Annotated in this window: 18 protein-coding genes; 9 read left to right on the forward strand and 9 right to left on the reverse strand. The window is 56.4% G+C overall.

Annotated features, from left to right (window positions below; genetic code table 11):
* Positions 1-91: 91 nt before the first annotated feature.
* Positions 92-877, reverse strand: coding sequence for an LEM-3-like GIY-YIG domain-containing protein (locus LB556_RS24510; RefSeq protein ID WP_224570176.1), 786 nt, complete (start codon positions 875-877; stop codon positions 92-94).
* 273 nt (positions 878-1,150) lie between these two features.
* Positions 1,151-1,393 carry a helix-turn-helix domain-containing protein gene (locus tag LB556_RS24515; RefSeq protein WP_224570177.1) on the reverse strand — a complete coding sequence of 81 codons (243 nt, stop codon included), beginning with the start codon at positions 1,391-1,393 and terminating at the stop codon, positions 1,151-1,153.
* Positions 1,394-2,076: 683 nt separating this feature from the next.
* Here LB556_RS24515 and LB556_RS24520 point away from each other — a divergent pair.
* Positions 2,077-2,421, forward strand: a complete 345-nt coding sequence (locus LB556_RS24520; RefSeq protein ID WP_224570178.1) for a hypothetical protein — start codon at positions 2,077-2,079, stop codon at positions 2,419-2,421.
* A gap of 162 nt (positions 2,422-2,583) precedes the next feature.
* On the opposite strand, the gene LB556_RS24525 is transcribed toward LB556_RS24520, so the two are convergent.
* Both LB556_RS24525 and LB556_RS24530 read right to left on the reverse strand, forming a co-directional pair.
* Complete coding sequence (locus LB556_RS24525) at positions 2,584-3,081, reverse strand: hypothetical protein (protein WP_224570179.1); 498 nt, start codon at positions 3,079-3,081, stop codon at positions 2,584-2,586.
* Between the two features lie 80 nt (positions 3,082-3,161).
* Positions 3,162-3,467 (reverse strand): hypothetical protein, encoded by a 306-nt coding sequence (locus tag LB556_RS24530; RefSeq protein ID WP_224570180.1) that lies wholly within the window; start codon positions 3,465-3,467, stop codon positions 3,162-3,164.
* A 177-nt stretch (positions 3,468-3,644) separates the two neighbouring features.
* On the opposite strand from LB556_RS24530, the gene LB556_RS24535 reads away from it, so the two are divergent.
* Positions 3,645-4,259 (forward strand): recombinase family protein, encoded by a 615-nt coding sequence (locus LB556_RS24535; RefSeq protein ID WP_224570181.1) that lies wholly within the window; start codon positions 3,645-3,647, stop codon positions 4,257-4,259.
* 481 nt (positions 4,260-4,740) lie between these two features.
* Here the strand turns inward: LB556_RS24535 and LB556_RS24540 are convergent, their stop codons facing one another.
* Positions 4,741-6,348 carry a P-loop ATPase, Sll1717 family gene (locus tag LB556_RS24540; RefSeq protein WP_224570182.1) on the reverse strand — a complete coding sequence of 536 codons (1,608 nt, stop codon included), beginning with the start codon at positions 6,346-6,348 and terminating at the stop codon, positions 4,741-4,743.
* Positions 6,349-6,667: 319 nt separating this feature from the next.
* Between LB556_RS24540 and LB556_RS24545 the strand changes: the two genes are divergently transcribed.
* A complete protein-coding gene (locus LB556_RS24545) occupies positions 6,668-7,798 on the forward strand; it encodes an FRG domain-containing protein (RefSeq protein ID WP_224570183.1) in 1,131 nt (376 codons plus the stop codon).
* A 272-nt stretch (positions 7,799-8,070) separates the two neighbouring features.
* On the opposite strand, the gene LB556_RS24550 is transcribed toward LB556_RS24545, so the two are convergent.
* Complete coding sequence (locus LB556_RS24550) at positions 8,071-9,444, reverse strand: hypothetical protein (protein ID WP_224570184.1); 1,374 nt, start codon at positions 9,442-9,444, stop codon at positions 8,071-8,073.
* Positions 9,445-9,774: 330 nt separating this feature from the next.
* On the opposite strand from LB556_RS24550, the gene LB556_RS24555 reads away from it, so the two are divergent.
* The 4 genes from LB556_RS24555 to LB556_RS24570 all read left to right on the forward strand — a co-directional run bounded on the left by LB556_RS24555 (position 9,775) and on the right by LB556_RS24570 (position 12,213).
* The gene (locus LB556_RS24555; protein ID WP_224570185.1) at positions 9,775-10,014 is read left to right on the forward strand and encodes a hypothetical protein; all 240 of its coding nucleotides are present in this window, start codon (positions 9,775-9,777) and stop codon (positions 10,012-10,014) included.
* The gene (locus LB556_RS24560) at positions 10,015-10,203 is read left to right on the forward strand and encodes a hypothetical protein (RefSeq protein ID WP_224570186.1); all 189 of its coding nucleotides are present in this window, start codon (positions 10,015-10,017) and stop codon (positions 10,201-10,203) included.
* Between the two features lie 279 nt (positions 10,204-10,482).
* Positions 10,483-11,592 carry an MrcB family domain-containing protein gene (locus LB556_RS24565; RefSeq protein ID WP_224570187.1) on the forward strand — a complete coding sequence of 370 codons (1,110 nt, stop codon included), beginning with the start codon at positions 10,483-10,485 and terminating at the stop codon, positions 11,590-11,592.
* Between the two features lie 33 nt (positions 11,593-11,625).
* Positions 11,626-12,213: a hypothetical protein gene (locus LB556_RS24570; RefSeq protein WP_224570188.1), complete on the forward strand. Its 588-nt coding sequence runs from the start codon at positions 11,626-11,628 to the stop codon at positions 12,211-12,213.
* Between the two features lie 307 nt (positions 12,214-12,520).
* Here LB556_RS24570 and LB556_RS24575 read toward each other — a convergent pair whose 3' ends face one another.
* Positions 12,521-12,748, reverse strand: coding sequence for a hypothetical protein (locus LB556_RS24575; RefSeq protein WP_224570189.1), 228 nt, complete (start codon positions 12,746-12,748; stop codon positions 12,521-12,523).
* Between the two features lie 7 nt (positions 12,749-12,755).
* On the reverse strand, positions 12,756-13,049 hold the full coding sequence (locus tag LB556_RS24580) for a hypothetical protein (RefSeq protein ID WP_224570190.1): 294 nt from the start codon (positions 13,047-13,049) through the stop codon (positions 12,756-12,758).
* A 253-nt stretch (positions 13,050-13,302) separates the two neighbouring features.
* Here LB556_RS24580 and LB556_RS24585 point away from each other — a divergent pair, with 253 nt between their 5' ends.
* On the forward strand, positions 13,303-13,788 hold the full coding sequence (locus LB556_RS24585; protein ID WP_224570191.1) for a hypothetical protein: 486 nt from the start codon (positions 13,303-13,305) through the stop codon (positions 13,786-13,788).
* Between the two features lie 46 nt (positions 13,789-13,834).
* Here LB556_RS24585 and LB556_RS24590 read toward each other — a convergent pair whose 3' ends face one another.
* Positions 13,835-14,494, reverse strand: coding sequence for a TetR/AcrR family transcriptional regulator (locus LB556_RS24590; RefSeq protein ID WP_224570192.1), 660 nt, complete (start codon positions 14,492-14,494; stop codon positions 13,835-13,837).
* Between the two features lie 276 nt (positions 14,495-14,770).
* Here LB556_RS24590 and LB556_RS24595 point away from each other — a divergent pair, with 276 nt between their 5' ends.
* Positions 14,771-16,210 carry an aldehyde dehydrogenase family protein gene (locus tag LB556_RS24595; protein WP_224570193.1) on the forward strand — a complete coding sequence of 480 codons (1,440 nt, stop codon included), beginning with the start codon at positions 14,771-14,773 and terminating at the stop codon, positions 16,208-16,210.
* The last annotated feature ends 29 nt before the right edge of the window (positions 16,211-16,239 follow it).

Genomic DNA, 16,239 nt, shown 5'->3' on the forward strand with positions numbered 1-16,239 from the left:
GCCAACCATGGATCAAACTCCTGCTCTTGTGACAGAAGCCAAACAAAATGAGGCTTACTTTTGTTCCATGTGACTAGTGATAAGACAGCTTTCAGCCGTTCGAGTTATGGGTCCAACCCGAGGGTGGACTCCCATGGCCATAGGAATATCTGACCGGGTTCATTGATTTGTTATTACCGATCAAGTCTTCGGGAAGACGCTTAAATTGGTACTGGCTTAGAACATCGTCGTCGGCGCGCCTTCCCTCGAAACCAAGGCGGCTCGGATCGGCGCGCTCCAGCTTCTTGAAGTTGTTCGGCGTGGCGTCAACCCAACGTTCTGGGACGAATACGTCCCTCACAAGACCTTGAAATACCGGCATCACCAGTTCCGCTTCAGCGGCGCGCTTACGGCCAATCCTCCAAACACCTCTGCACGCCTCGTACCAGTTGTCTATCGATCCGGAGGCAATCGTGAGAAAGATAGTTCTGTGTTTGAGGACTAAGGTCTCGGCTCGATATAGGCGAATTATCGCATCCGCGTGCATCACACCATACTGAGCGTTCCCGGCTCCGCCTTTTACATTAGTTAATCCGGGAAACGCATCGATAAGAACAGCTTCAGCTAGCAAGGCTTCGTCGGATGTTAAACCGTGTCGCTGTACAACGTGTGAGACCTCAAAGCCGTCATTTATGATATCGTGAATACGCGCAATTTTCTCGCTGACGCTGTCTTGGTGCCGCTCGAAGTCCACTCCCTTCCCCTTCACATGTTGAAAGAGCCGGTCTCCTCGACCCTTCCCGACATAGAAAGTCTCACCGTTTCTAGGGTCGATCAGTCGATATACGTAGAAGCCAAGCCTGTCCTGCACCTCTGGGGGAAAACTCAAATTTGTCATGAAAGAAATTGTCCCCCTAGATGAAAGCGAAGCGCTAGATTATAAACCGAATGTCACTAAACTAGGGCAGGGCGTCAATGGCTAGAATGGGACAGAAGGTCCATCTTCGAAAGATTAAAGGTTTGTCGGGAGGGACTCGCTCGATTATCGCGGGTGGAAAAGCTAAACCAGCAAAGTCGGCAGTCAAAAAGAAAAAGAAATAATATTCTATAATGTATGTAGACTCATATATTGGTAGGAATTATTTCTACCCATGAGTCCTTAAAATCAATTTCACTCTGAGTTGTCTTGGAGATTTCGCACCAACGCCACCACATCCAAATCGATGATTTTGGCGATGTCCATGAGTTCAACAAGATCGACGCGGCGCTCGCCGCTTTCGATGTTCGCAACGAACGGCTGATGCCTACCAAGACCTTTAGCGACCTCGGCCTGCGATAGCCCTTTTGCCCGCCGCTGACTTGCCAGCGTCGCCGCAATCATTCTGTGGCGTTCGGAGTGAACCGACTTCGGCATTGAACGGTTGACCAGTGATCAACCTGCCGGTAATCCGATATTCAGATTATCCAAAAATTGGATGGAAAATCGTCCATGGGGGCAAGATGCGTCGTCTACTTTTCACTCTCGGATCATTGGCTTCGACGCCGGCTTTGGCTGACACAGTCGAGAATGCTTACTACCTTTGCGCGCTGGTAGACGCCACGGGTTTGGCGAGTACCAAATGTGAGGTCTCTGGCTGGAACCAGACCGTCACCGCGTCGCTTGACATGAATAGCGAGGAGGCACGGCAGCTATGCGGCCAACTTAGCGGAATGATGACCCAGAAGGATCGGCGATTTGACAACGGCTGGACGTTGCAAATCACTTCCCCATACAGCGGCGGGAACAGCACCGCATATTGCAACCTTCCGAATTAACCTTCCATGCCGCTCACATCCCGCTCATTTGCAGGTGCAGTATTGATCTGCGCTCTCGGATTGGCATCGTGCGTTGCCGACAAGTCCGCCGCATCCACAGGTAGGGTGGCATTGGTCGACGGCTGGTATCCCAACGAATACGAGGACACAAGTTCCGGATCGCCCCATCGAACCGGACAAACTCCGTCAGGCCTCGAATACAATATTTATCCTGACGGCAGCGGGGGTATCGAAACACCTTCAAACGACGTGGGCGTTAGTGGTTGGTCGGTTGAATGCAAAATGGACAAGATGATCGATGTCCGCCAATGCACTATCTTGGGAGCCGGCACCGACATATTTATTTTGTACTTCGGTTCTTCCGATCCGCAGTGGATTTGTTTAAGCAAGCATGATTTTCCGGGGCGCACCGGAGCCTTTCGGGTTGACTCGAATATTCCGGTCTCAACTAACGAGCAAGGGTGTGCGCCCGCAACCCCTACGCTCGTCAAGCAGTTAATGTCTGGCAGTCAGCTAACAACGCGAGCGGTGACGTTCCCCGACGACTTCCCCGTTGACCGGACTGGCTCTTTGCTGGGGCTTCGGGAGGCGTTCGGTCTGGTTGCACATATTCGCGCGCAGCATTGAGAGTTCCAAGCCCGCATACCGGGGCCCTCCTAAGTGGACTGTCCTTGATGACTGAGGCTTGGCCGGCGAAAGCTCTCGGAGACCATGAAGTGGCACTGCTGCGATCCATCTTCATGGGGGACGCATTAGGGTAATGCCGCTGTGGAAGTTGCAACGAAGGCTTCAGGTCTTCGCTGCGGCCACTCTCGCTATTTCAGGGAAAGCTCCTATGAACGTTACGCCGGTGCAGGCGGACATGACGTACCGCTCTTTCGTCGTCGCCTCGCCATACGTCTTGTCAAAGGCGCGTTTCCCGTGAACGGTCAGCCGCCAGTGCTCGCCGAAGCCGGGAGTAATACGTCTGACTGTGTTCATCAGGTCGGATGCCTGTTTGTCAGTGATTAGCTCTTGTCCACGATGCCCAAACGAATTTCTGTGGCTGTTAAGAGTCCTCAGGGGCGCGAGAAAATGGGGTGGAACACCGAGCATCTCTAAACGGTTGAGCATTTGGCTTAAATACTTCTGCATGCCGCGCCTAGCGAGAGGGAGGCTATCATCGATCAGCCTTAACGCGTGTCTGGCGGCACGTTCCGCCTCATAATGACATCGTAGCATGGTGCCGATATCGTCTTCCGTCAGCAGGGCCGAGATCAATCGCTTCATATCAATCTCGAATGACATCGTGAGATTTCCGAGGTCCAACCCGTTGCCTGTCACGCATTCATCTCCGTCGGAAAAAAGATAGGATAGGACTGCAATAACTAGGCTTTGGAGGCTGCAGAATTTTCGATCTGAATACGCCGAAATTCCTCGGAATAGGCTTTCGAGTGCTTCTTTTCCTCGTGGCGAAAATAGAAGAATGGGGCAGCAAACCCCAGCGCCGAAGTGATGGATACAGCCTGTCCAAAGGCTTCGGCCTCAAGCCCTGCTATACCCATGAATACTGAAACGACGATAGATGCTCCCATCAGCCCCGTGATACCTGCAATGAACGGCTCATACTGAGGCTTTGGCGCAACCCTTTGAGCCCGCTCGGATGCCAATCTATCCATTTCCGAAAAATCCATAACCTCTCCTCTCGGTTGGGTTCGATATTGCATTCGCCAAGGAAAACCTCAAATCCTATTTGCCCTTTTGAGTATGCCTTTACCGGACCGCCTTTTGCGCCGGTTCGATAATAACGTTTGACCACCCTAATTGTACCGGGCAATATGGGACCAATCATATCGAACCGGGGTCTCATATTGTTCGTACGCGCATATCTTCGAGCCTCAACGAAGGAGCAAGACGCGAGCCGCGCTAGGGCCGATCTACTTGCTTTTGCCAAGGAGCGCGGTCTTCCCATCGCGGCTACCTACGTCGAGAATGAAAGCGGCGCGTCGTTAGCGCGTCCTGAGTTGTTTCGGTTACTGTCGGACTGCCGGCCGGGCGATATCCTTCTGATCGAACAGGTCGACCGTTTGAGCCGGCTGAACGCCGCCGATTGGGAACGCCTCAAAGATGAAATCCGACAACGGCGTATACGGATTGTCGCCTTGGACCTCCCGACCTCGCACGGTATGGCGACGGCCAACGCGGACGATTTCACAGCCCGCATGCTCGAAGCCCTAAACGGCATGTTGATGGACATTTTGGCAGCAGTTGCGCGAAAAGATTACGATGACAGACGCCGCAGGCAGGCGCAGGGCATCGCAAAGGCAAAGGATCAGGGCAAATACCGAGGCCGTCCCGAAGACAAGTCGCGCAACAACGCGATCCTAAGGATGCTCATGGGCGGGCAAAGCTGGAACACTATAGTCTTGGCCACGGGGTGCTCCCGGTCAACGCTTGCGAGGCTTGCAAAGCGAGTGGCGGGGTAGGACGGGGTGATGCCCCACCTTCTGGACCGCAAATTTTGCAACCGGTTGCAAGGTCTCTCGGCGGCAGGCTCGTGCGAGGGGGTCTGCACGCTTTTGTTGTGGCCAAAAACAGTCCGTTTCCGGCAATTGCTAGATAGGGTGCTTGCCGTCACACCGGGGGCGAATTGCTTCAGGTGGGAACGAAATGAGTCGAGCGCTCGTAAGTGTGCTTTCCACCATCAGCCTTTCATAGCGCCGATCATTGTCGCGTCCTTCGCGTCCTCGGGGAACCTCTACCTGCCATAGGCCGGTGCAATCTCGGCTCTATCATCCGCTTTGCCGTGGCCTCGACTGTCTGCGGCGTTCTCGCTGCGCTCTGCCTAATCGAGAAGCATCTGCGGGTGCTCGCCGATGAAGTTCGTCAGAGCCATGGGGTCGTTAGATAATACGCTTGACCGCATTAAAGCTGCCTCCAGATAGGCGATTTCACTACTGGTCGCCATTACCCGCGCTCGCGTCCATCCACGCCAGCCCGCAACTTTCCAAGTCTCAATTCGGGCCAGAGCGCTTTGTGAACAACAAGCCATGACGATATGTCGAACGTGTTGTCTCCACGGTATGCCCAGTGCTGGTTAAATGACTGTGCGTGTTCAGTCGGCTCTTTCGAAGATTGCCCAAGAACACCAATCCGGTACAAATCTTCAATGATTTTTGAAGACTTGAATTTTGATATCATCATCGTCATCGTCGGGTCGTTCTCAGCCTTGTTCCGCCAGTTTTTTTCAAAAGAAAGTAGCTTAAAATGACGAGCAAAATTAAGAAGCATCTTTTTTATGCTTTGAATTTCCTGCGGAGCGTATTCGACGCTGAGTTCTTCCGCTTTTTCGCGCCACGCAGCCGTACTATATTGCTCCATAACCCTTGCGATGACGGGTCCGCCGAAGACCGCCTCGTTTGGAAGCGCGTGGGCGGCTGCTTCCCCAAAAAGTGAGACGATGTCGCGTGGGTTGCACCAAGTAGTCTCGACCACGAAATCACGGGGTCCAAATCCAATAATATCCCGATAGAAATAACGCTCCATCACACCGTCAGAGGGTTTCAATCCGGCGAGCTTCTCGGAGGCGTTTATCTTGCTTTCCAGAAGTCTGATGATGGGCCATTCTGCTCCTGCGGTGTTGGCAAACCAACGAAGCTCACGTCCCCTATCAGCTAAGATTTTATTGATTTCATGAGTTGGGGCGTTGAGAGCATGGAGGACTTCTGACCGAGCAGACCCTAGTATGTAGACGGGCTTCCTTTCGGATACAAAAAACATATTCAAACGGTCTATAGCAATTATAAGGTCGCGTATAAGAATTATATCCCGCTTATGTGCTGCCTTGGACGCAAATGACAGGTTTAGCTCGTCAAAAATAACGTATAGACCTCGAAGCCCTTCCCATCCAAGATCGCGTAATAGTCTAAAAGATTGGTCTATCACGTAACTGACCGGGTACTCTTTCTCGTCCTCTTTTTCAGGACCCTTCAGAGATGCATCTATGTATTTTGACTTGAATTTATATCGGCCAGTTTTTAGAGCGATAGACAGCCACCTTAGAAGGCCTTTATTGTCTTCTCCGTCGTAAAACTTTTTCATCAATTCGCAAAAAACTGATATGCTCTTATGGCTTGTAAAATCACTCCTATTTTCTTCTATAAGGCGGCCTAGATGGCGAAGGATGAAAATCATCCACATTTCGACAGCATTATTGTTGGAGACCTCGACGCCATCTTGCTCGTAGACGTCAATCCCCGAAATCCTACAGATTTTATCTCTTTCAGGGTCGGAAATTTCAGTTGCGAATGATATAAATTTTGAGAGGGATTTTTGATCGGTGACCTTAAGCTCGATAAACCGCAATAAAGATGTCTTGCCGGAACCCTTCGCGCCGTGCACAAAAAAGCGATGCCCATCAATAAATTCGTCGACGTTCATACCCGTCGGTTCGACGAACGAAGTGCGGAAGTGCTTCTCGTCATTTGGATCGCGAGACGTGACTTCGTATCGAGCGTCAACATTTCCAAATCGTAGCCGCCTCAATGGCAACTGTTTCTCAGCAAAACTGCTCATAAAACATCCCCCAGCCCGGTGCTTCGATAATTGCCTCTCGCCTCTCTCACCGCAAGTCATGACACGTGCAAAACATGTGAGTCCGTCTTCTTAGTTTCACCTAACCCTTTGAGTCATGGCGGGTTGTGGGCTTGGAATAATATGCCGTGATGATGATGATGGCCGCTCATGATGGGACTGTCGCGGAGGTTACTCCATTACAAGTGAGCAAGGGCTTCTAATTGCGTATGCCCCACGCTTTCGCTGTTAGATCAACACCGGACGGTCCTCCGAACGTTGCGCTTTCGAGCCTTGCTGGGCTTGCCGGTCCGGGGAAACAATGGTTTCTTGGGTCCGTGGGGGGCAGATGTTGTACGGGCAATGGCAGGGGCGTTTCCAAGGCACAAACACTGGCGAGTTGCTGTTTGATGCTGATAGGGAGGGCCAGCGTGCGGTAGGCTCGGCCTATACGACCGATGCTTCGGGACTGCCCGGTGTTCTGGTTAGGTTTGACCTTCCCGGCAATGTCGCTCATCAGACGGCCACGCTTCCCACTGAGTTGCTTCATCCGATTGAACCGCGCCTGATGACTTTGGCCGAGGCGGCGACGCTATTTCCCGGCGCTACTTTGCCAACGGTCGTCCAATTGAGCCTAAAGGTCGGCGCACGGACCATGAGCATAAGTTGGACCTCTAATGCCGGAACTCAAGGGACGGCGACCTTGTGGCCGAGCAAGGCCGACAAGCCCTCGACCTACAAAGGTGAACGGGGAATTAGGACATGGGCGCAGTTCAAGAAGTTCGCTACCAGCCTTGAACCTGATCGGTATATCTTTCGGGGACAAAGTTTGGGCCATAGGCTCAGAACGGCCTTCCATCGAACGCGCCGCAAAGACCTTCTGCCCTACGTTGGCAAGGATGTGCAGATACTCCACCGTGCCTTGACTGCGCAGACAAGGCACCTGTTCGATCTTGGGGATCCACGCCAAATGGGGGCGTTTCTCAATCTTGCCCAACATCATGGATTTCCGACGCCTCTGTTGGATTGGTCCCACTCACCGTTTGTTGCAGCGTACTTTGCGTTCACAGGCGATCCGGGCCCTGCAAACGACAGTCATAAGGTGCGTATCCTGATGTTTGACCGGAAGGAATGGGCAGCCCGGTATTCGCAACTACAGTACCTGACCTTCTGTAGGCCGCATTTTTCCTTGCTTGAGGCTCTGGCGATAGAGAACGAGCGCGCCTTGCCGCAGCAGGCTCTGTCAACGGTGACGAATTTGGACGACATCGAGACGTACATCCGAGCACGGGAGGCCGACACGAGCTACCGTTTCTTAAGGGTGTTCGATCTCCTCAGGTCCGAACGCGAAACCGTCGAGCGGGAACTTCGCCTTATGGGGATCACAGCCGCGTCAATGTTCCCGGGACTTGAGGGAGCTTGCACGGAACTGAAGAGGCGACTGTTCAACTGAACTCCCGCTACCAGAACAATGCGATCCTGAGCATGCTTAAGGCCGGCCAAAATTGGAACACGATAGTCTCGGCCACGAGATGCTCCCGGCCAACGCTGGCGAGGCTTGCGAAGTGGGTGTCGGGGTAAGACGGGCGCGATGCCCCAAACTTCTGGCCGAACTTTTGCAACCGGTTGCACAGGGCGGTACGGGGCTCCGGCCAAGAGATACGCCCCAAGCCTATCAAGTCCGGACTGAGCCCGTTGTTGGATCATCTGGGGGGCGGAGCTAGGCTACCAAGGCATATCGTCATCTGGATAAGCAAGCTCCGGGTTGCTCTCCAACTCGTTGAGATGTTCGGCTTCCCGATCACGCCTGCGGCGATTTTCGGTCGGCCGGAAGCCTCGCCGGGCACGTTTTGCTTTGTCAGCTTTTTCGGCTGCTTTGAGGGTGGCCTTCAGTTCTGCCCCAATATGCCCCAGCCATCGGCCTGTAGGACTAAACCGCTGTAACGTGTTTTGGGCTCTTTGAAGCTCCGCAAGGCAATGAGCGGCGATGCCTGCCGTAGGGGCTTCCTCTTCGGCAAGGTAGAAACCGCATACCTCAAGGTATTCGGCCCATGGCCCCATGCCTTCGGCAAACTTCCGGATGCAGAACTCAAACGGTATTTCGCCGGGCCGCCTGTGTCCAAGATAGAATTGCTCTGCCGCCTCTCTCTGCTTGTCGTCTTTATGATGATCCCACGGGCGCTGATCGTTGCCGCCGCGCTTGCCGGTCAATGCCTCTTCGACCGACCATCCTTGACGATCTATCCGGTTGAGAACCGTATTGCGTTTCTGGCCGTACTGCTCTGCCAAGACGGACACCGACTGGTACTCTCCGAAAGCGGTCAACATTCGGGTACTGGAGCGATTGTTGGCCTGCCCCTTCTTATCCAACCATCGGACATTGCCGGGCTCATAGAGTCCGCCTAGCTCTCCGGGCTTTACGCGGTCCAAGGTGTATTCCGGGCGGAGCCTTGGCCCGACTTCATCTAGGAAGTTCCCGAAGTCATCAAACCGGGAATGAACCGGCGAGCCCTCCTTCTTGCAACGGCTCTTCATGTTTTTCCACGATGAGTAGGTCATTTCGTGGATTTCCGGGTACTGCTCCTTAAGCCGATACTGGTCTAAGCCTCTCATGGCCGCGAAGGCTTCCGCATCCTCCGGCCGCTGTTCGGTCGGGACGATGCCGGGCGTGGTTTGCTGAACACGTGATTTCTGGATGCGTGATATCCCTTTCTTAGATGCGTGATCACGCGTCCAGAAATCGCCAGAAAATGACAGGCAGCTAGCCGGAACAAGGGACAACAGGGCGGGCTCTACCACGTCGAGTGGAGGCAAGGCTTTGAGGTCGTCGGAGATGTCGCGGGGCACAATCTGGCGCGCTGCTATGGCCTGAATAGGATCACGGAGCGGCGGGACCGGGTTATCAGCGAGTTGGGTGTCCCGTGTCGGGGAAAGGGTGTCCGGCGAAGGCCGGAGCGCCTGCACGGCGGGCGTCATCCAAGGCTTGAGGGCGGCCGGCCATCCCCGTATGACGTTTCCTTCAAAACTGGCGGAGTCGGTTTGCTTGTCCGCGTCGGTGCGGGCGACGGAATACGAGCGGAACGGGAGTACGTTCGACATGGCCTTGGTTCCTTGGTTGATTTGGAGGCGGCGCGGGCCTCCCAACCAAGGAAAAGAGCCGCGCCGCCTCCTAGAACCCAAACACACTGCTCAAGGTGTGGATGGGTCGAGCGCCTCTATCTAGCATAACCGGCCGGCCGTCACCAGTGATCAGTAGGTTAGGTGGCAGAAAAAGCTTGCAGCAAATTTCAAAACGCATGTGTTGACGAAGACTTAGTCCTTTGCTTAACAGTGTACGTCCTATTTATGCCATCTATATGGTTTTCGTCGACCACTTGCTATTCATCAGACCTATCGTAGACTCCGGCCATCAAACGGCAGGGGCTTTCAATGACGACGACGGACACGATTTTTCTGGCCGGCATTCTATGGGTCGGCGCGGGCGCGCTTTTCATTCAGCGCGCTCTCACCAATCCCGACGCCAGCCCAAGCGTTGCCGCGAACAGCCGCGACATGCTGGACGATCTTCTACGGCTCCGGCCGGCCGTATTGGTCGCGGCGGCGCTATTCTTGGCGGTCTGGCCAGCGGTGTTCATTGGGGCCAAGCTATCGCAAACAGGAGCCAAATAGATGAATATCCACGAAGCCGTCGCACTCGTTGACCTCACCAAGGAGCATGCGGATAGAAACGATCTTCTCAACATGCGCATGCCGAACGGTAAACTGCTTAAGGACTGCACCGGAGCGGAACTGCAAGAGATCGCCGAGGGCCTCGAAACGGCTGGTCGGCTCATCGAGCGGATGAACGGCAGGCTTTAGGGGACGCGCATCTCGGACACCGCTGAGTTCCCGCTGGGGGGAGTTTGCAACAGTTGCAAAAAGTTGCCTAGCCATGCTGCATTCATCGACGATAGCCGACGACAACGGGTCCATGCTGGCTAGGCTCAAAGCCGCCAACGCGTTCGTCGCTGGGCTTGTGGTCGAAGATGCGATCTATGCGCCTATCGTCGCTAGGCTAGGCTACGCTTCGACATATAAGGTGTTTCGGGTTAGGTGCTGCACCTATGATCGAAGGAAGCACAAGCTAAGGGGGACGCTGTGCGCGAGGCACTGGAACGTATCTGCCAACTGCAACCTGAATACTCAGCAGAAAATACGCCAGCGATGCAGGAACGCGGTCGGCTGGTGCGAAGTGATCTTAAGGCGGAAGTTGAGAAGCTCGGCCCTAGCTTGGCTGCGGCCTTGGGGCCATTCGGTGACGATCTCCTCGTGGATGCCTCGGATGGCATTGGGCGAAAGACAGAGCTTCCTTGGGTAAGGTTCTGCTCACGCAGCATGTCGCCGAGCCTGACCGAAGGGTTCTATTGCGTGATGCATTTCTCGACAGATGGGACAGCAGTGCACGTGACGGTCGGGTGCGGTTCTTCCCGCTTTCATAAAGGAAGCTCGGTTCCGCTTCCGGATCATGAACTCGATGCACAGACTGCTTGGGCTCGGCAGGTTGTGATCGAGGAGTTTGGGTCCTTGGTGCCATTTGACGACCCCGCCGATTTCGGTGCCAGACGCTCACTTCCGATTTCATTCCAGCGAGCCACAGCTATTTCTCATCGTGTTGCATATTCAGACATCCGTACCACGAACTTTGGGGAACTACTCGATCAGGCCGCACAACGTCTCCGTCCTATCTACGCTGCCCAAGCCATGGGGCGCGATCTCACCGATGCCGATCAACGCGAGCTAGAAATTGCTGCGGCTCTAAGCCCGCTAGATCGGCCGTCTGGCCGGCAAGGATATGGGCTGTCCGCACCGGCTAGAAAAGCGGTTGAGAAACGAGCGATGGATGTGGCTTCGCAGTTCTTACGCGCCAATAGGTATGTGGTTCGAGACACGTCGGCCTCAAGCCCCTTCGATTTCGAGGCGACGGTGAGCGGGACACGCATAAAGGTCGAGGTGAAAGGCACGACAAGCGACCGAGCCGATGGCATCCTCATGACCGCGAACGAAGTCGCACTTCATCGGAACGAGAAGGGAAACACTGCTCTCATCATCGTGTCAAGCATTCGGTTGTCCGAGCAAAATGGTGCCTATTCCTGCTCCGGCGGCAACGTAGAATGGTTGCTTGGATGGGACATTGATGAATGGTTCCACGAGCCGACAGCCTTTCGCGTGACCCGTCCCGCGATAACGAAGAGCCTGACCGAGTCATAACATAGCGCCTGCGGGAGTCCGAGGAGGAGCGAAGTGTTCATTACTCTCTACGACGCGCCGGAGAAGCGTCGACGTTATGCCGACGGCGGGATCGAGCACAAATTCACTGAAGCCGCCGTGATGCTGGCCTATGCGTCGCACTTGATGGCCCAATCGGCCGGCGCATGTGTGGTCAGCATTCACCCTGATGGAGAGCACGCAAAAGTCTTCGATATTGCAGCCTTCCTCTTAGGGCGAGGATTTGTCCGAGAGAAGGCGATTGGCACCACGCCATATGGCGGCCAATATCGACAAGGCGAACACACGATCATTGTGAACCCTAGCTCGGGCCGTGGAGATGTTGTGGGTGAAATTGATGGTCGCCGAGTGGTCGCCGAGTGCAAAGGCGGTACGATCAATTCGACCCACGCTGGCCAAAAGAGTCGTCTGCGTAAGGGTCTAGCTGAACTGGTCGGACAGCTAATGGTGCGCGAGCCAGCAAACGAGCGCCAAGTGGCCGTGCTACCTTATACGACAGAAGTGGAGCGGCTAAGCCTTAAGCTTGCTCCTCGCTGTAAAATGGCTGGCATCGAGATTGCGTTGGTGCATGCTGATGGAATGATAAGTTACGTCCCCGGATAGCCGCGAGAGGACTTGCATTTTGCACCCGGGTTCCAAAAGTGGTACACACGTGCGGTACATCCCCTTGCTCAATCAACCAGTAAACTATTGTTTCTATTACATTTTTCGGAAGGTGGTTAGTCTCCGATTGGCTCCACCAAACAGTCTCTGGGGTTTCTAGGGAAACTCGTTGATTTCAAGCATTGCTCTGCGGATGTAACTCGTCTGGCGGGACGTCCCAGCGTCGCGGTGAGGTCTATGGCCCCGGTTGCGCGTCCCGGATACCATCACATCGTTCAACGAACTGGGAACCAACGACCTCGTCCGATCACGGCACTTCCGCGTCGAACTCGATAGAAAATCCTGCATCGATCGCGCTTCGCGCTATATGGTCGCCAAGTTCCCAATCCGTGAGTTCGCAAAGCGGAAACATCCTTCTCGCGGCGTGGATCATTTCGGATAGCGAAACGCTTGGGTTGCCGACATTGTCGATCAGGTAGCGGACGACCGCCTGGCGAACGTCCGTCGGAACAGTCCTCTGCGCAAGCACGGACATCTCCAGCCTATGAATGGAGTGGCGACGCCGAGCCATCCGGTCTTGCTGCGTCGAAAGCGATGGGCACCATGTGAGCGATGCAGGCCGCCGCCAGCATTTCCTCCAATTCGTGGTCGGTGGCGTTGCATGCCGGCATGAGCGTCCGGATGGCCCGGATTGCTTGTGCAATGGAGAGAAAGCGGGCCTTGCCCCTGGAACGGACATAGGCTTCGGCCGCTCCTTCCACCGTAATGGTGTGAAACGTGTTGGTCATCAAGAATGCCTCCCTGAAATCCAAGCCGATACGACTTTCGACCAACATGCGGCGCTCTTCAAGGCTATGTCCGATTCCGCACAGTCAGCCGGAGGCGAGCCGAAGTGAGGCTGCTCCTCCTCGCCATATGTCCATTCGCGAGTCATCCCGCACACCGGCGCGCGCGCCGCCGTCGACCAACCGTCGCTGTTCACGCTGTCGGTTGTCCCCTTCGGAATACCGGCTGCGGCGAAAGCTTACGCGCAATTTACGACCGTCGGTTACATCAGTTCCTGTCTGATTCGCCGGGGACCGGAACACCATGAGCAAAGCCCTCACGACCTTCGCACTCGTCGCCGCGCTGACCGGCCTGCTCATGGCGTTGAGCCTGACGGTGGCCAGGCACGGCTATCCCTATGGGGCGATCGGTGCAAGGCGCCTCGACGGCATCGCCGATGCCGGCATGTTCATCCCGCTTGCCGCGGTCTATTTCTTCAGCGCGCTGTTGATGATGATCCTGCCGATCCGGGCGGCGAGCATTGTCCTGACGCACATCGCCGACGCTCTTTTCTGGACCGCGATCGTGCTGTTGGCGGCCATCATCGGCTGCCTCGTCGCCAGATGGGCCTTGGGTCAGTGGGACGTCTTGCGGTCGGTGCTGAACTGGCGCTTCCTGTTTGCAGCCGCGATCATCGGTTGCCACTTCGTCATGAACGAGCTGCGCCGCAACGTGCTCCTACGCAGCCTGTTCTTCGTCGTCTTCGCCGCCGCGACGCTGGCCTGCCTGTTCTGGTCGTTTACGCTCTGAATGCGCTGCCCGGTCGGGAGGGCGGGCGTGCTGGCTGTCGGGATGGCTACCGGCCGCGGGGAACGGTTTTCTCGACGTAGCGCGAAAAATCCTCGACGTCCTGCGCCGAGGGGTCCTGACCGGTGAAGCTGCGCAGATAGGCGGCAACATGCGGCAGACGGCTGCTCATCGGCTCGTTGAGTTCGAGTGAATAGTAGCCGATCTGCATGAAGTAGAGCACGCGGGCGCGCACGAACGCGTCTTCCGCCTCATAGCCATGACGCATGAACATGCCGCGGATGGCATTGACGCGTTCTTCGTCGGCCTCGTCAAGCGCACGCCGGATGGTGGAGGAGCGGCGAGCCCAGGCCCGGACCGCGAAGTCCAGCCGCGGATCGAACAGCCTTTCGTCCACCCAGCATTCGAAAATGCTCATCACCCCGCGAATGACAGTCGCGGAAGGACGTTCGGCGCGCTCGACGATGAACCGGGTATTGGTCTGCCGCCAATGCTCCAGCAACTGGTCGAGCAGGTCCTGGCGACTCTTGAAATACCAATAGAAGCTCGAGCGCGAGACATCGAGCTGCTGGCCAAGCGTCAGCACACGGACGCGCTCCACGCCGTCCGAAATCAACGTTTCAAGCGCCAGCTTCAGCCAGTCTTCGCGAGTGGCCTTGATGTTGCCGGTGGCGCCGGCGCGCTGGATCGTCGTCTCGAGTGCTGCCATCGGCGCGACGCATGACATGCCGCATCAGGCAAATCAAGGTCATGGACATAGCTGTACGGAGCAATTCGATCCGACCCGGAGACCTGTCCACAGAGTTTGGCCGGGTCGGTTGTCGAGACGGCGCCGTCGTCGTCGCATTGCTGGCGTGACGGCAGCCCGGGGACTTTTGTCGCGGCTTGCAAAACCTTTACGCGCTTTCCCGCAAGGCAATTGTCTGGCAAAAACCACACCAGACAGATGCCGCCGCGCGGCCCGGTAGCTAGGGAAGGCAAGGACATGACAGCGTTTCGAAAGAACCTCATCGATGGCGAATGGGTCGGCGATGCCGGCTCCCGCAACATCAACCCCTCGGATACCGGCGATGTCGTCGGCGAATATGCCTCGGCTGGGGTCGAACAGGCGGGCCAGGCGATTGCGGCGGCCAAGGCAGCGTTTCCGGCTTGGTCCCGCTCCGGTCCGCTGGCCCGCCACGCGGTGCTGAAAAAGACGGCCGACGAGATCATGGCGCGCAAGGACGAAATCGGCCGCAATCTGGCACGGGAGGAAGGCAAGACGTTGGCCGAGGGCATTGGCGAGACCATCCGCGCCGCCCAGATATTCGATTTCTTTGCTGGCGAAACATTGCGCCTGTCGGGAGAGGTGGTGCCAAGCGTGCGGCCGGGCGTCGGCGTCGAGATCACGCGCGAAGCGGTTGGCGTCGTCGGCATCATCACGCCATGGAATTTCCCCATCGCCATTCCCGCCTGGAAGATCGCTCCGGCGCTGGCGCACGGCAACACCATCGTCTTCAAGCCGGCCGAGCTCGTTCCCGAAAGCGCCTGGTCCATCGTCGACATCCTGCATCGCGCGGGCCTGCCCAAGGGTGTGCTCAACCTCGTCATGGGCAAGGGCTCGGTGGTCGGTCAGGCGATGCTCGACAGCCCGGATGTCAACGCCATCAGCTTCACCGGCTCGGTGGGGACGGGCAAGCGTGTCGCCGCGGCAAGCGTCGAGCACATGCGCAAGTTCCAGCTCGAAATGGGCGGCAAGAACCCACTGGTCGTGCTCGACGATGCCGATCTCGCGGTCGCCGTCGATTGCGCGCTCAACGGCGCCTTCTTCTCGACGGGCCAGCGCTGCACGGCCTCGTCGCGTTTGATCGTCACCAACGGCATTCACGACCGTTTCGTCGACGCGCTCAAGGAGCGCATGGAAAAGCTGGTGATCGGCGATGCGCTCGACGCGCAGACCCAGATCGGCCCGGTGGTCGACGCGACGCAGCTCAAGCAGGACGAGGACTATATCGCCATCGGCGTCCGGGAAGGCGCCACGCTCGCCTTCGGCGGCGAACGGCTGGACCGCAAGACGCCGGGTTTCTATCTCAAGCCCGCGCTGCTGACCGAGGCCACCAATGCCATGCGCAGTTCGCGCGAGGAAATCTTCGGCCCCGTCGCCAGCGTCATCCGCGTCAAGGACTATGACGAGGCGCTTGCCGTCGCCAACGACACGCCGTTCGGCCTGACCTCGGGTATCTGCACGACGAGCCTGAAGCACGCCACGCACTTCAAGCGCAACTCCGAAGCCGGCATGGTGATGGTCAACCTGCCGACCGCCGGCGTCGACTTCCACGTTCCCTTCGGCGGGCGCAAGGGCTCGAGCTTCGGCCCGCGCGAACAGGGCCGCTATGCCATGGAGTTCTATACCACGGTGAAGACCGCTTATACGTTTGCTGGATGATCAGGCGCCGGCTCGCCAGCCGGCGAACC

It is taken from the genome of Mesorhizobium sp. ES1-4, assembly GCF_020164745.1.
Lineage (GTDB): Bacteria > Pseudomonadota > Alphaproteobacteria > Rhizobiales > Rhizobiaceae > Mesorhizobium.